The following is a 14,156-nucleotide window of genomic DNA, read 5'->3' as shown; positions in this document are numbered from 1 at the left end:
GTCGGGCCGTTCGGTCACGCCCGGCTTCCGGTGCCGACGTCTCGCCCTCCGCGCCCGGGCAGTCCGCCAGGAGGTGAGAGTGACTCATATCTATCTCCGGGCAATGATCGACGCAGGACCGCCGTCCGGGATACCCGTCGTTCACCACGCGCCAATGCCGACGTTTCGCCGAGCAAGGACGGCAACTTCGATGACCGGCAACATCTCGTCGTCAGACAGCGGAACGGGAGCGCGGTCAGGTACACAGTGTGGTCGCGCTAGCCGGCGGCAGCCTCACGCTGGATCTGCTCGAATTGGGCGGCCATCGCGGCGGCCAGGGCCTGCGCGGCGGACAGCGGGCGAACCATGACTGTGAGCTCGTCGATCAGGCCGCTCTCATCCAGGTGCAGGAAGTCGCAGCCCTCGATGGTGACGTCGCCCATCCGGGCCTCGAACACCAGCGCGTGATCGCGACCGTTGTCGCCGCTCAGTTCACGGACGTATCGGAAGTCCTCGAACACCCGCAGGACGCCGCGCAGGATCGCCGCGGTGATTGCCTTGCCGGGATAGGGCTTGAACGCCACCGGGCTGCGAAACACCACGTTGTCGGCCAGGGCCGCCGCGACGGCATCGGGATCGCGTGCCTCAACCGCCGTACGAAAGTCGATCACCACACCAGCGTACGGGGCTCCCTCCCACCGCCAGAGGCGTCCACTGCTGATTCAGCGGACCGGAAGGCCCGTGCTCCGGCTGTGCGAGCGCCGGAAAATGGCCAGGCCCCGCTGGGGCGTTCGAGCGCTACTTTCGTACCGTGAACCATCGCAGTCGTCGCAGGGGCTTCGGGCCGCCCCCTGTCGAAGGAGAGCCGGTCGAAGGTGGAGGTGGCGTTCCGGTTGGTGCTTCGCCACCTCCGCCAACGATTCCACTGTGGCGCATCCGACCGCTCAGGCTGGCCATGGGCTTCATGGCTGGCCCCCTCATCTCGATGAACGTGTCGGCCCCCGTTGGCCCGCAGTCTTTCAACAGCATGTTGGCTCGATGTTGGCCGAAGGTCGGAGCCAGTTGTGTTCCCGAATTCCTGACCTCGGGGCACTTGACTTGCTGAGCTAGGGCCGTCGTGCCACGACCGGAAACCCTGCCGGGTACGCCCGAGGAAGGAATCATGCGGTTCGAAGTCCTGGGACCCGTGCGAGCCGTCGACGCATCCGGATCGGAGGTGCCGGCCGGCGGGCGCCAACATCAGGTGGTGCTGGCGTGCCTCCTTGCCGCCGACGGTCGAACCGTCACCGATGGCAGGTTGCTGGAGACCCTGTGGGGTCACGGCCCGAGCGACAGTAAGCGCGGGGCACTACGGGTACTCGTCCATCACCTGCGTCACAACGTGGGCACCGAATCGATCGTTCGTGCGACCGGTGGCTACCGAATGGTGCTGGACGGCCACCAGCTTGACGCGAGCGAGTTCGTGGCGCTTGTCGACAGCGCCGCACATGATGAGGCGCGGGGCCGGCTCGCCGAGGCGCGCCGGAGCTACCGGAAGGCGCTCCGGATCTGGCGCGCGCCGGAGGCGTACCAGGGCACTGCCGACACCGAGCTTGTACGGGCGGCCGCCGACCACCTCGGCGAGCGGCGCATGATCGCCTATGAGAGCTGCGTGGACATCGAACTCAGCTTCGGACTGCACCGCGAGTTGTGCGCCGAGCTGTCGGCTCTGGCAACGGAGAACCCGCTGCGCGAGCGTCTTCAGGCACAGCTGATGCTCGCGCTTGTTCGCAGTGACCGCCGGGCGGAGGCATTGACCACCTACGAGCGGATCCGGCGCCTGCTCGCCGACGAGCTTGGTGCGGACCCGGGCGCGCGCCTGCAGCAGCTGCACACCGCGATCCTGCGCGGTCCTGCGCCAGCAGGTGCGCCCTCCGCCGTCTCCGATGCCGTTCGGCCGATGCAGCTACCCGCCCCGCCCAGCAACTTCGTCGCACGCGACGATGAGCTTTCGGTCCTCGACAGCGTGCACCCGAAGGCCGGTCCCGGCCAACGGCTCCGTGGCTCGATGGTCGTCACCGGCGCCGGTGGTATGGGCAAGACAGCTCTGGTTACCCACTGGGCCCATCAACACCAGCGAGGCTTTCCCGGCGGGCAGCTCTACCTCGACCTCGATGACGACGCTCCGGCGGCGGCGGCACTGGCCAGGACTCTCATCGATCTCGGCACAGCCCCGGACGATGTGCCACAGCGGGCGGAGGCGCGGGCGGCGATGCTGCGCTCACTGCTGTCCACCCGAACGGTTCTGATGGTCCTGGACAACGTGAGCACCGCGGAGCAGGCCCGGCCGTTCCTGCCCGGTAGCGGTGACAGCCTCCTGGTGATCATCAGTCGAAATCGGCTGGACGGACTCGTCGCCCGCGAAGGCCTTCATCTGCTGGTACTCACCCCACTGCCCGTCGAGCCGGCTACCCGTCTGCTTCAGGAGACCGCCGGAATGTCCGAGCCCGCGAGTGGCGACGTCCGTACGTTGGTGGAGCTGTGCCATGGGATGCCACTGGCCCTGCGGATCGTGGGAGCTCACCTGCGGCTGGGAGCCCTGCCCGGCGTCCTCGTGGCGGCCCTGAAGGATGAGCGAACACAGATCGCCGGGCTCACCACCACCGATGGCGACGTCAGTGTGCATGCCGTCATCGCGGTGTCGTACCGGCGGCTGGCGGCCCCGGACCGTCGGCTCCTGCGCCGCCTCGGACTTTCAGGTGCCAGTGCGATCCCGCTGGGTGCCGTCGCCGCACTGGCCGGTGTCACGTCCAGCACCGAGCTGACCGGACTGATCGGCAGGCTCACCGCGGTCAACCTCGTCGCCCTCGAAGCGGGTCGAGTCAGCCTCCATCAGCTGACTCGCATCTTCGCCCGCGAGCAGGGCCAACGTGAGGACACGTCGGCCGATCGCGCCAACGCGGAACGGCGATTGCTGTCCTGGTACGGGCAGGCAACTGGCGAAGCACAACAACGCATCCGGCCGACCGCAGGCGGACCTGACGGTCAGGGCACCCCTGACCCAGTTCACCTGTTCCTCCCTGACCTGCCCGATACGGCCGCAGCCGTCGGATGGGTCGACACCGAGTCGGACACGATCATCAAGATGATTACCGAGCACGCTCGGCGGCACCCTGATCTCGTCTGGCCCCTCGCCGCCAACATTCGCGGCTGGTTGCAACGCCGGGCCAACCGAGACACCTGGATCGCGGTCACCGAGCAGGGGATCCGGGCCGCGGCCCTGGCCGACAGCAGCACCGGAGAGGCCACCCTGCAAGGGAGCCTGGGCGTGGCACACAGCCTCCTGCTGCACCGCGACGAGGCCCGCGCCGCCTACCAGCGCGCCAGCGCACTGTGTCAACGTAACGGCGACCACGCCGGCATGGCCGACGTCGAGGCGAGCCTCGGCGGGATGCTGGTTGAAAGCGGGGAGCTTGACGAAGCACTCCCACCACTGCTGCGGGCCCGACACTCCGCGAACCTGCTGAACGACCCCGATCTCATCTTCAAGGTAGAACACAACCTCGGCCTCCTGCATCGCCGGGCTGGCCGCCAGCAGGAGGCGCTGGACTCCTACACGTCGGCGCTGGCCGCAGCCGACCGATCCAGCAACCGGGACTGGTTGTCCGCGAGCGTCCACACCAATCTCGGGCGGCTGCACTTCTTGCGCGACAACGTCGACCTGGCCGGAAACCACTACGACACCGCCGTCCGACTCGCCAGGAGCACCGGCGACCGGATGCGGGAAGCCTGGGCGCTGCACGGCTGCTCAGACGTCGCAGCAGCGCGACGAGACGTTCCCGCCGCCGTCGCGGCCATGCAGGAAGCCGTCACCATTCTCGAAACGCTGGGCGATCGTCGCCTCGACGAGATGCGTGCCCGGCTGGCCGAGTTGCTTTCGGACCGCACCGTGGGACAGACAGCGCCTGATCAGTAGACCTGCCGTAGGTGGGTCCTGTCCGCCGGTTGATTCTGCCGGGGTCGGTGCGAGCCCATCCGCAGTGGTTGCGAGTGGTGATGCAGGTAGCCGTGGTGACCGTGGACGGGTTCAACGAGCTCGATCGGAACAACCCAACCAAAATCCAACGTCGATTCAGGATGCTCCATTCCTGACAGATGCCGCCCATCCCGGGCTGGCACGGAGTCGTCGGCGCCGGGACGGTGCCGCGAAGAGGGAGGACCGAGCCTTGTCTCTGCCGAAGAAGGCCGCCGTTGTGGGTGCCGCTCTGGGCATGGCCGCAGCCACACTTGCCGTGGCTGCCCCGGCCAGCGCGGCGTCCAACTACATCCTCAACGGCAGCAACATCGGCGTGGGGGTCATCCACGTCCGGGACGGCAACTACACGCGCGGAAACTACGACACGGTCCTCGCCGCAGGCCACCGTACGAGCGAGTTCTGGGCGAACGCCGCCGGCTACTACATCGGTCCCGGCTACTGCGGTTACGAATGGACCCTCACCGGCGGCAGTTGGCTCCTGACCGACGACAGCGTGGACCCTGGCCAGCACTTCATCCCCACCACGCAAACCATCCGTGTGGCCGCGGAGCGTTGCTGACCGGCCGATGACCACGGAGGGCGCTCAAGCAGGGACCGCGGTGGGGTTTGCCCGAAAGGCCCACCGCGGTGGGCGTCGAACCGACCCGGACACCAGCCTCGGCAGTCGCGTCAGCCAGGCCGGCTCAGCGCGTCGCGGAAAGTGGACGGAACGCTGCCCAGGTGGGGTGGCCGGGTCGCCCAGAGCGGCGTCATGCGGTAGTCGGCCCGTCTGGCGCTGCGAACGGGAGTGCGGGCCATTCCACCGGGGCTGGGCAGAACGATCCAACAAGAATTCAACATCCGTCACGCACGATCTGTTCTTGATCGGCGCCGCCGCTCACCCACACGGACAGGAGCGTCAGATGCGAATGAGGCTGCGAACCCTTCGAACGACCGGTCACGAGTCACCGACAGGCATGGGGAACACATTGCACAAGTTGATCCGATTGGTGGCGATCGGCGTTGCCCTCGCGGCGATGCTTGCCGCTCCCACTGCTGCTTCCGCAGCTAGCCCGGCAGGAGCGGAGGTCGCTACGACTGTGGAAGAGGCGAACGCCGCTGCCGGGATGTGCAACATCTACCGTGGGGCGTACCGGGGCGGAATGCTGTGCGGTGATTCTTACGCTTCCCGGGACTTCACGCACCCTGACGGCCGCAAGGAAACGTTCATCATTGGCTATGACCAAGCCATGTGGCACATCTACCAGCGTTACGCCGGCGACACTCAATGGAGCGGCTGGTCATCGATGGGCGGCGGCTTCAACAGCGGTGTGTCACTCTGGCGGTCGAGCCCACTCATCGTGTATGGAAACGGATTGGACAACAGGGCGTACTGCAATTCGCTACGGGAAGGTCTTCCCTGGACCGGCTGGTACCGCTGCCCCTGGTAACGAGTCGTACGCCACTCGGGCCGCGCCCGCTCACGAGGCTGCGAACGGCGAGCCCGCGGCCCGATCCGACGATGTCAACCATGAGCCATTTTCATCTTGACGGTGCAGGTCACGAGTAGGCCGAGGTCTAATGTGGACGTATGGCGAGGCTCCCGGTAAGACAGCAGTCAACCAAGATCTGACGCCCCAACCGGGAGCCTCGCTGTGCTGTCTGACCCGCCGCGATTGCGCTGTCCACCCGCAGCCTGGACCACCTCGCCGACCTTATCCGGGCCCACCGCGCCCAGCGCTCAGCCGGTGAATTCGTTGACGCCGAGGGCGAAGTCCCAGTGGCCGACCCCATTGCCGGCAAGGCCCACCGTGACCACGCCCACTCCTTCCAGCCAGTGCGCCATTTTCAGGCCGCCGACGTCCAACGGGCGCAGCCCGAGGCTCTCGATGAATGCCGCCACGCCCGCCTTGGCCTGCGCATCGTCGCCCGCGATGAAGACGTTGGGCCGGCCCTTCTCCAGGACATTACGGAAGATGGTGTTGAATGCCTTCACCACGCTGGCGCTGGCCGGGGCCACCTTGGCGACCTCCTGCGCGATCGAGGTCTCCGCGCTGTGGGCCAGTCCGTCGAACGTGGCGTTGAAGGGGTTGCTGATGTCGACGATGACCTTGCCCGCGAGGGCGTCGCCGTACTCGGCGACGACCGGAACGACACCGTCATACAACAGGGCCGTGATGACGATGTCCCCGGCCGGGACGGCGCCCCACTTGCCCGTCGTCGCGCCGCCGCCCAGAGCCTTCGCCAGGTCATCGGCCTTGGACTGATCGCGTCCCATGACCTCGACGGTGTTGCCGCCCGCCACCGCGAGCGTGCCGATGGTACGGGCCATGTTGCCCGTACCAATGAGGGTGATGCTGCTCATGAGGTGTGCTCTCTTCCTGTTCCCGACGTGTCGCTTTGTCTCGTTCGCGCCGGTCAGGCGCAGGGCGTCGTCGCGACGTTTCTGGCCAACTGCCCCGCCTTTCCCGGCACCTCCGGCTCGTCGTCTTCCGCCGGTCGATTGGGAGTTGTGGGGTGTGACCAAGGCATTCCTGATGTGTGGTTCAGATGGCGGTGGTGCCGCCGTCGGCGACCAGTTCCAGGCCGTTGACGTAGCTGGAGTCGTCGGAGGCGAGGAACAGGGCGACGGCGGCGATTTCTTCGGGGCGGCCCATCTGGCCGCGGGGGATGAGGGACTCGAACTGGCGCTTGGTGGCCTCGTCGAAGAGTTCTTCCTGCTTGGCGGTGGCGACCTGGCCGGGGGTCAGGACGTTGACCCGGATCTTGCGGTCGCGCAGTTCGTTGAGCCAGACGCGGGCCCAGGCCTGCTGAACGGCCTTGCTGCCGGCGTAGAGGCTCCAGCCCGGGAAGGCGCCGAGGGAGGCGTTGGAGCCGGTCATGAGGATCGAGCCGCCGTCGTTGAAGAGCGGGAGGGCCTTCTGGACGGTGAACAGGGTGCCCCGGGCGTTGAGCCCGAACCAGGTGTCGAACTGGGCCTCGGTGATCTCGCCGAGCGGGGCGGGCTCGCCGCCGCCGGCGCTGGCCCACAGTACGTCGAGGCTGCCCTTCTCCCGCTTGACGGTGTCGTACAGGCGGTCCAGATCGTCCAGGTCGGCGGCGTCGCCCTGGACGCCGGTGACGTTGCGGCCGATCTGCTTCACGGCCTCGTCCAGGGCGTCCTGGCGGCGGCCGGTGATGAAGACGTGCGCTCCCTCGTCGACGAACAGCTTCGCGCCGGCCAGCGCCATGCCGGTGGTGCCGCCAGTGATGACCGCAACCTTGCCGTCAAGCTTTCCCATGATCGCTCCTTGGGGTCGGTGGTGCCGAGCGCACCTGGGCCGACGATGTTATGTACACCGCCCTGTGTGCTTACGGTACGGGGCGGGCGGCCGGGACGCAAGCTATGTACACCGGCCGTTACCCAGCTGGGGTACCATGAACCCATGACGGAGCTGGAGAAGGGCCCCCAGGGCCGCCGCCGCGGCCGGGGCGCCCGCGAGCGCATCATCAGCGCGTCCCAGCAGCTGTTCCGCGAGCAGGGCATCAACCGCACCGGCATGGACCAGCTTTGCGCGGCGGCCCAGGTGTCCAAGCGCACGGCCTACCAGCACTTCACCGGCAAGGACGAACTCGTCGCCGAGTACCTGCGCCGGTTCGACCCCTCCGTTCTGTCCGGCGTGTTCGACCGCACCGACCTCACGCCCCGCGAACGGCTCCTCGCCGCCTTCGACGTCCCTCCCACCACTCCCCTGTGCCCCTACATCGGCGCCGCCGTCGAACTCCACGACCCCCAGCACCCCGCATCCCAGTACGCGCGCGACTACAAGAAAGCCGTCGCCGCGCGGCTCGCCGACACCGCCCGGGAAGCCGGCGCCGCCAACCCTGAACAGCTCGGCGAGCAGCTCGCGCTGCTCATCGACGGCGCCGCGGCCCGGACCCGGGTTCTCAACGCCGACGCCTTCCCCACCGCCGCCACCATCGCCGCCGTCCTCATCGACAACGCCATCCCCGCGTCATCTCCTCGGCAGCCCAGCGATGACCGCGGAACTACCGGGTCTGCTCCCGTTCCGGTGGGAGGCCAATGACGGCCGGATCACGCCTTGTCGCCCGGAAGGCGACGTCGAGTTCGGCGTGGCCGGAGCGGTAGATCACGCCGTGGGCTCATGCCCGGCTTCGCGGGCCGGGCGAACGCGGCCAACGCCCAGCTCAAGTACCGGCGCATCCTGCTCAAAGTCCGCGTCAGCCCCCGCGGGGCGGTGGACTCGCCAAAACCATCCACGTGCTACAGAACTACCAAGCAACCGCAGGATGAAAAGGGCCCATGATCCAGTGCGGCCCACTTGCACGACGCGGTTGCCCAGGCGCTCAGACCAACTGCCAACTCAGGCATCGTCGACGGGCACCATCAGCGGCAGATCTGCGCACGAACCTCGGCGACCGCGTCGGCAAGGGCTTCCACTCCGTCGGTGATGGAGCGTTCGGTGAGGGTGGCGTAGCCGAAGATCAGCCCGCCGGGTCCGGCGGGGCTCAGTCGGTACCGGGAGACGCCTTGCACGACCAGTCCGCGCCCGGTGGCGGCAGCCACGACCGGGGCCTCGTCGAGGTCGTGCGGGAGCCAGGTCACGACGTGTTGGCCCGCCGCGACACCGACCGGTTCCAGTTCGGGCAGCCGTGCGCGCAGCGCGGCCAGGAGTGCGTCGCGGCGGCGGCGGTAGACCGGGCGCATGCGCCGTAGGTGCCGGTCGAATTCGCCGCGGGTGAGGAAGTCGGCGAAGGTTAGTTGGTCGATGACGGGAGAGCCGCGGTCGGCCCGTACCTTGGCCGCCGTGATGTCATCGACCAGGTGTGGCGGCGCAAGCAGCCACCCGAGGCGCAGCCCTGGCGCCAGGGTCTTGCTCGCTGTGCCGCAGTACACGACGGTGTCGGGTGCCAGCCCCTGCATGGCGCCGACAGGCGAGCGGTCGTAGCGGTACTCCGCGTCGTAGTCGTCCTCGATCACCACGGCGCCGCGACGCTGCGCCCAGCCGATGACCCGCGCCCGCGCGGTGGCCGACAGGACGCCGCCGGTGGGCCACTGGTGCGAAGGCGTCAGCACGACGGCGTCCGCGTCGGTCTGTTGGAGCTGCTCGACGAGAATGCCGTCTGGCCCGACCGGGACGCCGATCACGTCCAGGCCGAGGGCGGCCGCGACGAGGCGGGCGTCGTCGTCCGCGGACGGGTCCTCGACGGCCAACCTGCGCGCGCCGCGCGCCGCGAGCACCTGGAGTATCAGCGCGACGCCCTGGCCGTAGCCACTGCAGATCACGACGTTCTCCTGGCGGGCCGATGTGCCGCGGACCCGGCTGAGGTAGTCGATCAGGGCTGCGTGCAGTTCGGGTACGCCACGCCCGTCGAGGTAGGCGAAGCGTTCGTTCGGCGTGGTGGTGAGGACCGTTCGCACCGAACGCAGCCAGGCGGCCCGGGGGAATGACGACACGTCGGTGCGGCCGTACCCGAAGTCGATCCGGGCCGCCGGCCGATCCCCGCCGCGCCGGCCCGCCGACGGCGGAACCGGCTCGACCGCGACCTGGGTGTAGCCACCCGCCCGACTGGTGAGGTAGCCCTCGGCGACGAGTTGCTGGTAGGCCTCGACCACGACGCCGCGTGAGACTCCCAGATCGGCTGCGATGGTGCGGGTCGGCGGCAGGGACGTCCCGAGACGCAACCGGCCGGCCCGGATGCTGCCCCGGATCGAGGCGGCAATCTGCCGGTGCAGCGGGTCGGCCGCAGACCGGTCGACATGGATGAGCAGGTCCTCCGCGGTGCTCGAATTGGTCCTGGATCGGCCCATGAAATCGGACCTTACCGGGTGTACCGATTTCCGTCAGGCTCAGACGTATGACAACGACCAGTCCCCGCTTCGACGACGGCCGCCTCCTCACCCCGGACAGTCCGGGTTACGACGCGGCCCGCACCGTCTGGAACGCCATGATTGACCGGCGCCCGCGGATGATCGCGCAGGCCGCGAGCGTCACCGACGTGGTGGCCGCGGTCCGCCTGGCCCGCGAACTCGACCTGGAGATCGGAGTGCGCTGCGGCGGGCACAACGTGGCCGGCCACGCCGTCCCCGCGAACGGCCTGATGATCGACCTGACGCCGTTGAACGGCGTTCGGGTCGACCCGATCCGCCGACGCGCCCGGGTCCAGGGCGGCGCGCTGCTCGGCGCACTCGACCGGGCGTCGCAGCCATACGGCCTCGCCACGACCGCCGGTAACGTCTCGCACACCGGGGTCGGCGGCCTGACTCTTGGCGGCGGCATGGGCTGGCTCGCCCGCCAACACGGGCTGGCCTGCGACAACGTCGTCTCCTACACGATGGTCACCGCGGACGGGGACGTCGTGACCGCGAGCCGCACCGAGAACGCCGACCTCTACTGGGGCCTGCGCGGCGGTGGCGGCAACTTCGGCATCGTCACCGACTTCGAATTCCAGTTGCACCACACCGGAACGCAGACCCTGGTCGCCGAATTCGACTTCCCCGCCGAGGACGCGGTGCCGGTGCTCGAAGGCTGGCGGGACCTCAACGCCGTCGCACCGCGGCAGGCGACCTTCACCGCCGATGTCCACAGCACGGCCATCGGCCCGATCGCCACCGTCGGCTTCGTATGGGTCGGCGACCCGGCACAGGGTCACCGGTTGGTGCCGGCGATGCGCGCGCTCGGGCGCCCCGCCGCCGAGCGGCTCACTACGCCGTCGTACCTCGAGCTTCAGCAACGTGACGACACCGTCGGCGGCCACGCCTACCGGCGGTACTCCAGCGCGCACTACCTCCGGCAGTTCCCCACCGCCGCGATCGAGGCGTTCCTGCTGCGCGGCGCGGCGGACCTGCGCGCCGACACCCAACTGCCCAGCGTCGGCCTGCAGGCGCACGGTGGCGCCATCGCCGACGTCGCGGACGCCGACGCGGCGTTCAGCCACCGCGGCACCATGTTCGAGTTCGGCGCCGGCTCCCGCTGGACCGACCCGTCCGAAGACGACAACCGGATGGCAGCGGCTCGCAGTGCCGGCGCCGCGCTCGACCCGTACGCCGACGGCGTCTACGTCAACTCGCTCGCCGCCGACGAGGGGCAACGCGGGGTACGGCGCGCATACCCCGCTGCCAAGCTCGCCAGGCTCACCGCACTCAAGACGGTCTGGGACCCGCACAACGTGTTCCACCTCAACCACAACATCCGGCCCCACAGCCAGTAGCGCAGCCGGCTGCTCCTGTCCGGCCTGGCCACGGGCTGTTCGCGGCGCAGGGCCCTGGCGGCTTCGCTGGTGCCCTGCGGCGGGCTCACGCCAGTGACCGGCCGTCGCGGCCGAATCGGTGCGCGCGGCCACCACCTCAGGCAGCGCCACGGGGCGCCGACGATGCCCGTGTACGGATCAGCAATCGGTCCGGGCCACGAGCCCGACCTCCGAGCAATGCGGCTGCCCCCCAAGGGTCAGTCCTCGTCGCCCTTCTTCTTGTCGCGGTTCATGGCCAGGTCGAGCGCGAGGACGCTGCCGATGATGAGCAGCGGGTCGACGCCGGCAGTGACCTGCACGGCGTAGGTGTCCCGGATCGTCAGCCACCGCTTGGAGACCGCGGCCACCTCGGTGCCGTCGCGTTCGATCACGTACTCGTGGTCGAGCAGGTCACCCTTCATCTCCAGGTCGTCCGGCCCCGGCACGTCGATGGTGAACTTGTCGCGGAACGGCGTGAGCAGATTCTTGCGGACCTCCGCGGCCTTCTCGCCGCCGATCCGGATCTCGTACGTGGGACGCAGAGCCACCAGGTGCCGGTGCAGCGTGGCGACCTCACGACCGGAGGCGTCCTCGATGACGACCTTGTTGCGGACGCTGAGCACCTTGCCGTCAACGTGGAAGACCTTGGTGCCGTGCTCGTCGAGCACGTCGAAGTCGTCGCCGAACGAGAAGAACCGCTCCCTGATGACAAACATGATTCGATTCTCCCCCGCCGCGCACCGAGGCGTCGACCTCGAAACCGATCGGCGTGGACCGCCCTGGCCCATCTCATGGCTGTCGCCCTCTGGCAGTAGCTCGCCGGTGACGACGTCGACGAGGCCGAGGAGACGGTGGGCGGCGGTGATGGTGGGGCACAGGGTCCCAGCGCGGCTTGGTCGATGCGCTCGTCGAGGATGTGCCGCGACGTGGCGGTGTCGACGTTGGACGGAAGACCCACGTGCTGAGTGATGGCGGCACGGCGTGGCGGTGAGCCTCGGGCCGCCGCCAGGCGCCTGACGCGGACGAGTGACGAGGTCCGCTCACCTTCATGGGATCAACGACGGATCATGTGCTACGGTAGCCGAGTTGCAGTTTTGATTTCCGTAGACGTTTTCCGGCGCCTGATGGGGCATCTGAAACCCATCCAGGCGCTTTTCGTTTTTCGTGTCGTTTCGACGCGGGTGATCAACGCAGCGGCGTAAGGGTTCGCACAGTGCGGTCTCTAACAGCCTGCGAAGGAGCAGACATGACTACAGGTACCGTGAAGTGGTTCAACGCCGACAAGGGCTTCGGCTTCATCAGCCCGGACGACGGCGGCGCCGACGTCTTCGCCCACTTCTCCGCGATCTCGGCGAGCGGCTTCCGCAGCCTCGACGAGAACCAGAAGGTGGAGTTCGACATCACCCAGGGCCAGAAGGGCCCGCAGGCGGAGAACATCCGCCCGCTCTGATCCACACTCGACGAACGGCGGCCTGACTGGTTCAGCAGGCCGCCGTTCGGCGTTTCTTGCGCTCACGAGGGCATCGCGAGAATCGTCTGATCGGCAGAAGGGCGACCTTCTCGGTGTGGAGCCAGTTCCAGCACTGCCCGCGTTTCTCCACTCTGGACGATTCGGACCTCGGGCGCTAGTCTGCCCAGGCCGACTGTCAGCCCGCCCAAGGGGCGCCTCTGGCTCATGAACCAGACAGACCCAGACGTCCACCCTTATCGCCAAGAAGCCGAATTCCGCATCCCCGCCGTGACGGTTGAGGCACGTACGGTCGCGGTCCAGGTGGAGCCCACCATGATCGGACTCGACGCCTCGCCTCCTGATGACTGTCAGACAGCCGGGGCCCGGGGTGCACGGCGTTACATCCTGAAGGGTTGATGACTATGACGACGACCTACTCGGGTCCCGCGCGGCTGATCCTGGTCGACGGCGCATGCATATCCGGCATGGTTTCCCTCAGTACCAACCAGCGCGGAGGACTCAACGGCTGGGGCGGCACGTTCCGTCCGGACGAGATCACATCAGACCTTCGCAGCGCAGTCGAAGGGCTGCAATTGGAACTGCCCTACGATCGGATGGGGACAGTCGCCGTCACTGGCATTCGCAAGCTACTCGCCACGCAGGTGTTGATATCGTTGGCAGGCCGCGGACCCGCACCATTCTGATCGTGCGCCGCACGGCCGCCGCTACATCGCCGCCGCGACGCGGTCACTCTGCTTTGATGCAGCGACGAGGCAGGACGTGTCAATTGGTGACTCTGCCAGGAACCGTTAACTCTCGTGCCTGTGCCGTGCCAAACCTAGACGCACTGGCTGTGAGCGGGGGCTTCGTCTGGCTGCCGCAGGATCGCTTGATGATCCTCCGGATGCTATAGCTGATCATGGAGTGTTTTTCACCTCCGGGCCACTGGGTGGCCCGGGGCAGCGCGGCCGTGGCGGAGTTGGTCACCAACGAGACGGCCCGAGCCAGGAGGTTCAGGAGGAGCGCGCCGGCTGGATGAGTTCGAGAAGGTTGCCCTCGGGATCCTTGACGTAGGCGAACCGCATCCCGGCTCGTGCCGCGTCCGCCGGCGCGGACACCTCACGGGCCCCTGCCGAGAGCACGCTGGTGAATGCCGAGTCGAGGTCGTCGACGTAGACCGCCCAGTGGAAGTATCCCTGGGTGCCGGCGCCGTCGTACGGGTCGGCGAACTCCTGTGGGGCGGAACCACCGCGCTCGATCAGCTCGATCTTCAGGCCGTTGTCGGCGCGCAGGATCGCCGACCGGACCTGCGCCTCTGGCATGTCGAGGCTCTCCTCCAGCTCGGTGAGGCCGAGGGCGTCCGCGTAGAAGCGGCGCTGCGCGTCGAGGTCGGCGACCGAGAGCCCGACGTGGTCGAAGCGGAAGGCAGGCATGGGTACCTCCATGTCGTGGTTAATGGCACTAACCAGGTTAGTGCCATTAACCACAGTTCGGCAAGGGTGA

General features: G+C 68.1%; 13 protein-coding genes and 1 pseudogene. 8 read left to right on the top strand and 6 right to left on the bottom strand.

Annotated features, from left to right (window positions below; translation table 11 throughout):
* Positions 1 to 257: 257 nt before the first annotated feature.
* Positions 258 to 650, bottom strand: a complete 393-nt coding sequence (locus ACTWLT_RS17310; RefSeq protein ID WP_445319273.1) for a nuclear transport factor 2 family protein — start codon at positions 648 to 650, stop codon at positions 258 to 260.
* 491 nt (positions 651 to 1,141) lie between these two features.
* Between ACTWLT_RS17310 and ACTWLT_RS17305 the strand changes: the two genes are divergently transcribed.
* The 3 genes from ACTWLT_RS17305 to ACTWLT_RS17295 all read left to right on the top strand — a co-directional run bounded on the left by ACTWLT_RS17305 (position 1,142) and on the right by ACTWLT_RS17295 (position 5,424).
* Positions 1,142 to 3,934: an AfsR/SARP family transcriptional regulator gene (locus ACTWLT_RS17305; protein WP_445319272.1), complete on the top strand. Its 2,793-nt coding sequence runs from the start codon at positions 1,142 to 1,144 to the stop codon at positions 3,932 to 3,934.
* 250 nt (positions 3,935 to 4,184) lie between these two features.
* Entirely contained in the window at positions 4,185 to 4,553 is a 369-nt protein-coding gene (locus ACTWLT_RS17300) for a hypothetical protein (protein WP_445319271.1), read from the top strand.
* A gap of 418 nt (positions 4,554 to 4,971) precedes the next feature.
* On the top strand, positions 4,972 to 5,424 hold the full coding sequence (locus tag ACTWLT_RS17295; RefSeq protein ID WP_445319270.1) for a DUF8189 domain-containing protein: 453 nt from the start codon (positions 4,972 to 4,974) through the stop codon (positions 5,422 to 5,424).
* A 290-nt stretch (positions 5,425 to 5,714) separates the two neighbouring features.
* Here ACTWLT_RS17295 and ACTWLT_RS17290 read toward each other — a convergent pair whose 3' ends face one another.
* Positions 5,715 to 6,338 carry an NADPH-dependent F420 reductase gene (locus tag ACTWLT_RS17290; RefSeq protein ID WP_445319269.1) on the bottom strand — a complete coding sequence of 208 codons (624 nt, stop codon included), beginning with the start codon at positions 6,336 to 6,338 and terminating at the stop codon, positions 5,715 to 5,717.
* A gap of 181 nt (positions 6,339 to 6,519) precedes the next feature.
* Positions 6,520 to 7,254: an SDR family NAD(P)-dependent oxidoreductase gene (locus ACTWLT_RS17285; RefSeq protein WP_445319268.1), complete on the bottom strand. Its 735-nt coding sequence runs from the start codon at positions 7,252 to 7,254 to the stop codon at positions 6,520 to 6,522.
* A 144-nt stretch (positions 7,255 to 7,398) separates the two neighbouring features.
* On the opposite strand from ACTWLT_RS17285, the gene ACTWLT_RS17280 reads away from it, so the two are divergent.
* Together ACTWLT_RS17280 and ACTWLT_RS17275 are read left to right on the top strand one after the other, a co-directional pair.
* On the top strand, positions 7,399 to 8,040 hold the full coding sequence (locus ACTWLT_RS17280; RefSeq protein WP_445319267.1) for a TetR/AcrR family transcriptional regulator: 642 nt from the start codon (positions 7,399 to 7,401) through the stop codon (positions 8,038 to 8,040).
* A 74-nt stretch (positions 8,041 to 8,114) separates the two neighbouring features.
* Positions 8,115 to 8,267, top strand: a pseudogene (locus ACTWLT_RS17275) (IS5/IS1182 family transposase); the annotation flags it as partial.
* Between the two features lie 93 nt (positions 8,268 to 8,360).
* On the opposite strand, the gene pdxR reads toward ACTWLT_RS17275, so the two are convergent.
* Complete coding sequence (gene pdxR, locus ACTWLT_RS17270; RefSeq protein WP_445319266.1) at positions 8,361 to 9,785, bottom strand: MocR-like pyridoxine biosynthesis transcription factor PdxR; 1,425 nt, start codon at positions 9,783 to 9,785, stop codon at positions 8,361 to 8,363.
* Positions 9,786 to 9,832: 47 nt separating this feature from the next.
* Between pdxR and ACTWLT_RS17265 the strand changes: the two genes are divergently transcribed.
* Positions 9,833 to 11,185, top strand: a complete 1,353-nt coding sequence (locus ACTWLT_RS17265; RefSeq protein WP_445319265.1) for an FAD-binding oxidoreductase — start codon at positions 9,833 to 9,835, stop codon at positions 11,183 to 11,185.
* Between the two features lie 236 nt (positions 11,186 to 11,421).
* Here the strand turns inward: ACTWLT_RS17265 and ACTWLT_RS17260 are convergent, their stop codons facing one another.
* The gene (locus ACTWLT_RS17260) at positions 11,422 to 11,919 is read right to left on the bottom strand and encodes an LURP-one-related/scramblase family protein (RefSeq protein WP_510182485.1); all 498 of its coding nucleotides are present in this window, start codon (positions 11,917 to 11,919) and stop codon (positions 11,422 to 11,424) included.
* A 530-nt stretch (positions 11,920 to 12,449) separates the two neighbouring features.
* Here ACTWLT_RS17260 and cspE point away from each other — a divergent pair.
* Together cspE and ACTWLT_RS17250 are read left to right on the top strand one after the other, a co-directional pair.
* Positions 12,450 to 12,653, top strand: a complete 204-nt coding sequence (cspE, locus tag ACTWLT_RS17255) for a transcription antiterminator/RNA stability regulator CspE (protein WP_013283833.1) — start codon at positions 12,450 to 12,452, stop codon at positions 12,651 to 12,653.
* A 422-nt stretch (positions 12,654 to 13,075) separates the two neighbouring features.
* Positions 13,076 to 13,357 (top strand): hypothetical protein, encoded by a 282-nt coding sequence (locus ACTWLT_RS17250; RefSeq protein ID WP_252414191.1) that lies wholly within the window; start codon positions 13,076 to 13,078, stop codon positions 13,355 to 13,357.
* Positions 13,358 to 13,666: 309 nt separating this feature from the next.
* Here ACTWLT_RS17250 and ACTWLT_RS17245 read toward each other — a convergent pair whose 3' ends face one another.
* Positions 13,667 to 14,086, bottom strand: coding sequence for a VOC family protein (locus ACTWLT_RS17245; protein ID WP_445319263.1), 420 nt, complete (start codon positions 14,084 to 14,086; stop codon positions 13,667 to 13,669).
* Positions 14,087 to 14,156: the final 70 nt, after the last annotated feature.

This window comes from Micromonospora yongxingensis, from assembly GCF_052601155.1.
The sequence above is the reverse complement of the archived record's forward strand: the minus strand, read 5'-3'. Positions and strand labels throughout refer to the sequence as shown.

What these genes read in the sequence shown, in the direction of transcription:
- ACTWLT_RS17305 (WP_445319272.1), top strand. Translation starts at nt 1,142, where the DNA reads ATGCGGTTCGAAGTCCTGGGACCCGTGCGAGCCGTCGACGCATCCGGA.
- ACTWLT_RS17290 (WP_445319269.1), bottom strand. Translation starts at nt 6,338, where the DNA reads ATGAGCAGCATCACCCTCATTGGTACGGGCAACATGGCCCGTACCATC.
- ACTWLT_RS17285 (WP_445319268.1), bottom strand. Translation starts at nt 7,254, where the DNA reads ATGGGAAAGCTTGACGGCAAGGTTGCGGTCATCACTGGCGGCACCACC.
- ACTWLT_RS17280 (WP_445319267.1), top strand. Translation starts at nt 7,399, where the DNA reads ATGACGGAGCTGGAGAAGGGCCCCCAGGGCCGCCGCCGCGGCCGGGGC.
- pdxR (WP_445319266.1), bottom strand. Translation starts at nt 9,785, where the DNA reads ATGGGCCGATCCAGGACCAATTCGAGCACCGCGGAGGACCTGCTCATC.
- ACTWLT_RS17265 (WP_445319265.1), top strand. Translation starts at nt 9,833, where the DNA reads ATGACAACGACCAGTCCCCGCTTCGACGACGGCCGCCTCCTCACCCCG.
- ACTWLT_RS17260 (WP_510182485.1), bottom strand. Translation starts at nt 11,919, where the DNA reads ATGTTTGTCATCAGGGAGCGGTTCTTCTCGTTCGGCGACGACTTCGAC.
- cspE (WP_013283833.1), top strand. Translation starts at nt 12,450, where the DNA reads ATGACTACAGGTACCGTGAAGTGGTTCAACGCCGACAAGGGCTTCGGC.
- ACTWLT_RS17250 (WP_252414191.1), top strand. Translation starts at nt 13,076, where the DNA reads ATGACGACGACCTACTCGGGTCCCGCGCGGCTGATCCTGGTCGACGGC.
- ACTWLT_RS17245 (WP_445319263.1), bottom strand. Translation starts at nt 14,086, where the DNA reads ATGCCTGCCTTCCGCTTCGACCACGTCGGGCTCTCGGTCGCCGACCTC.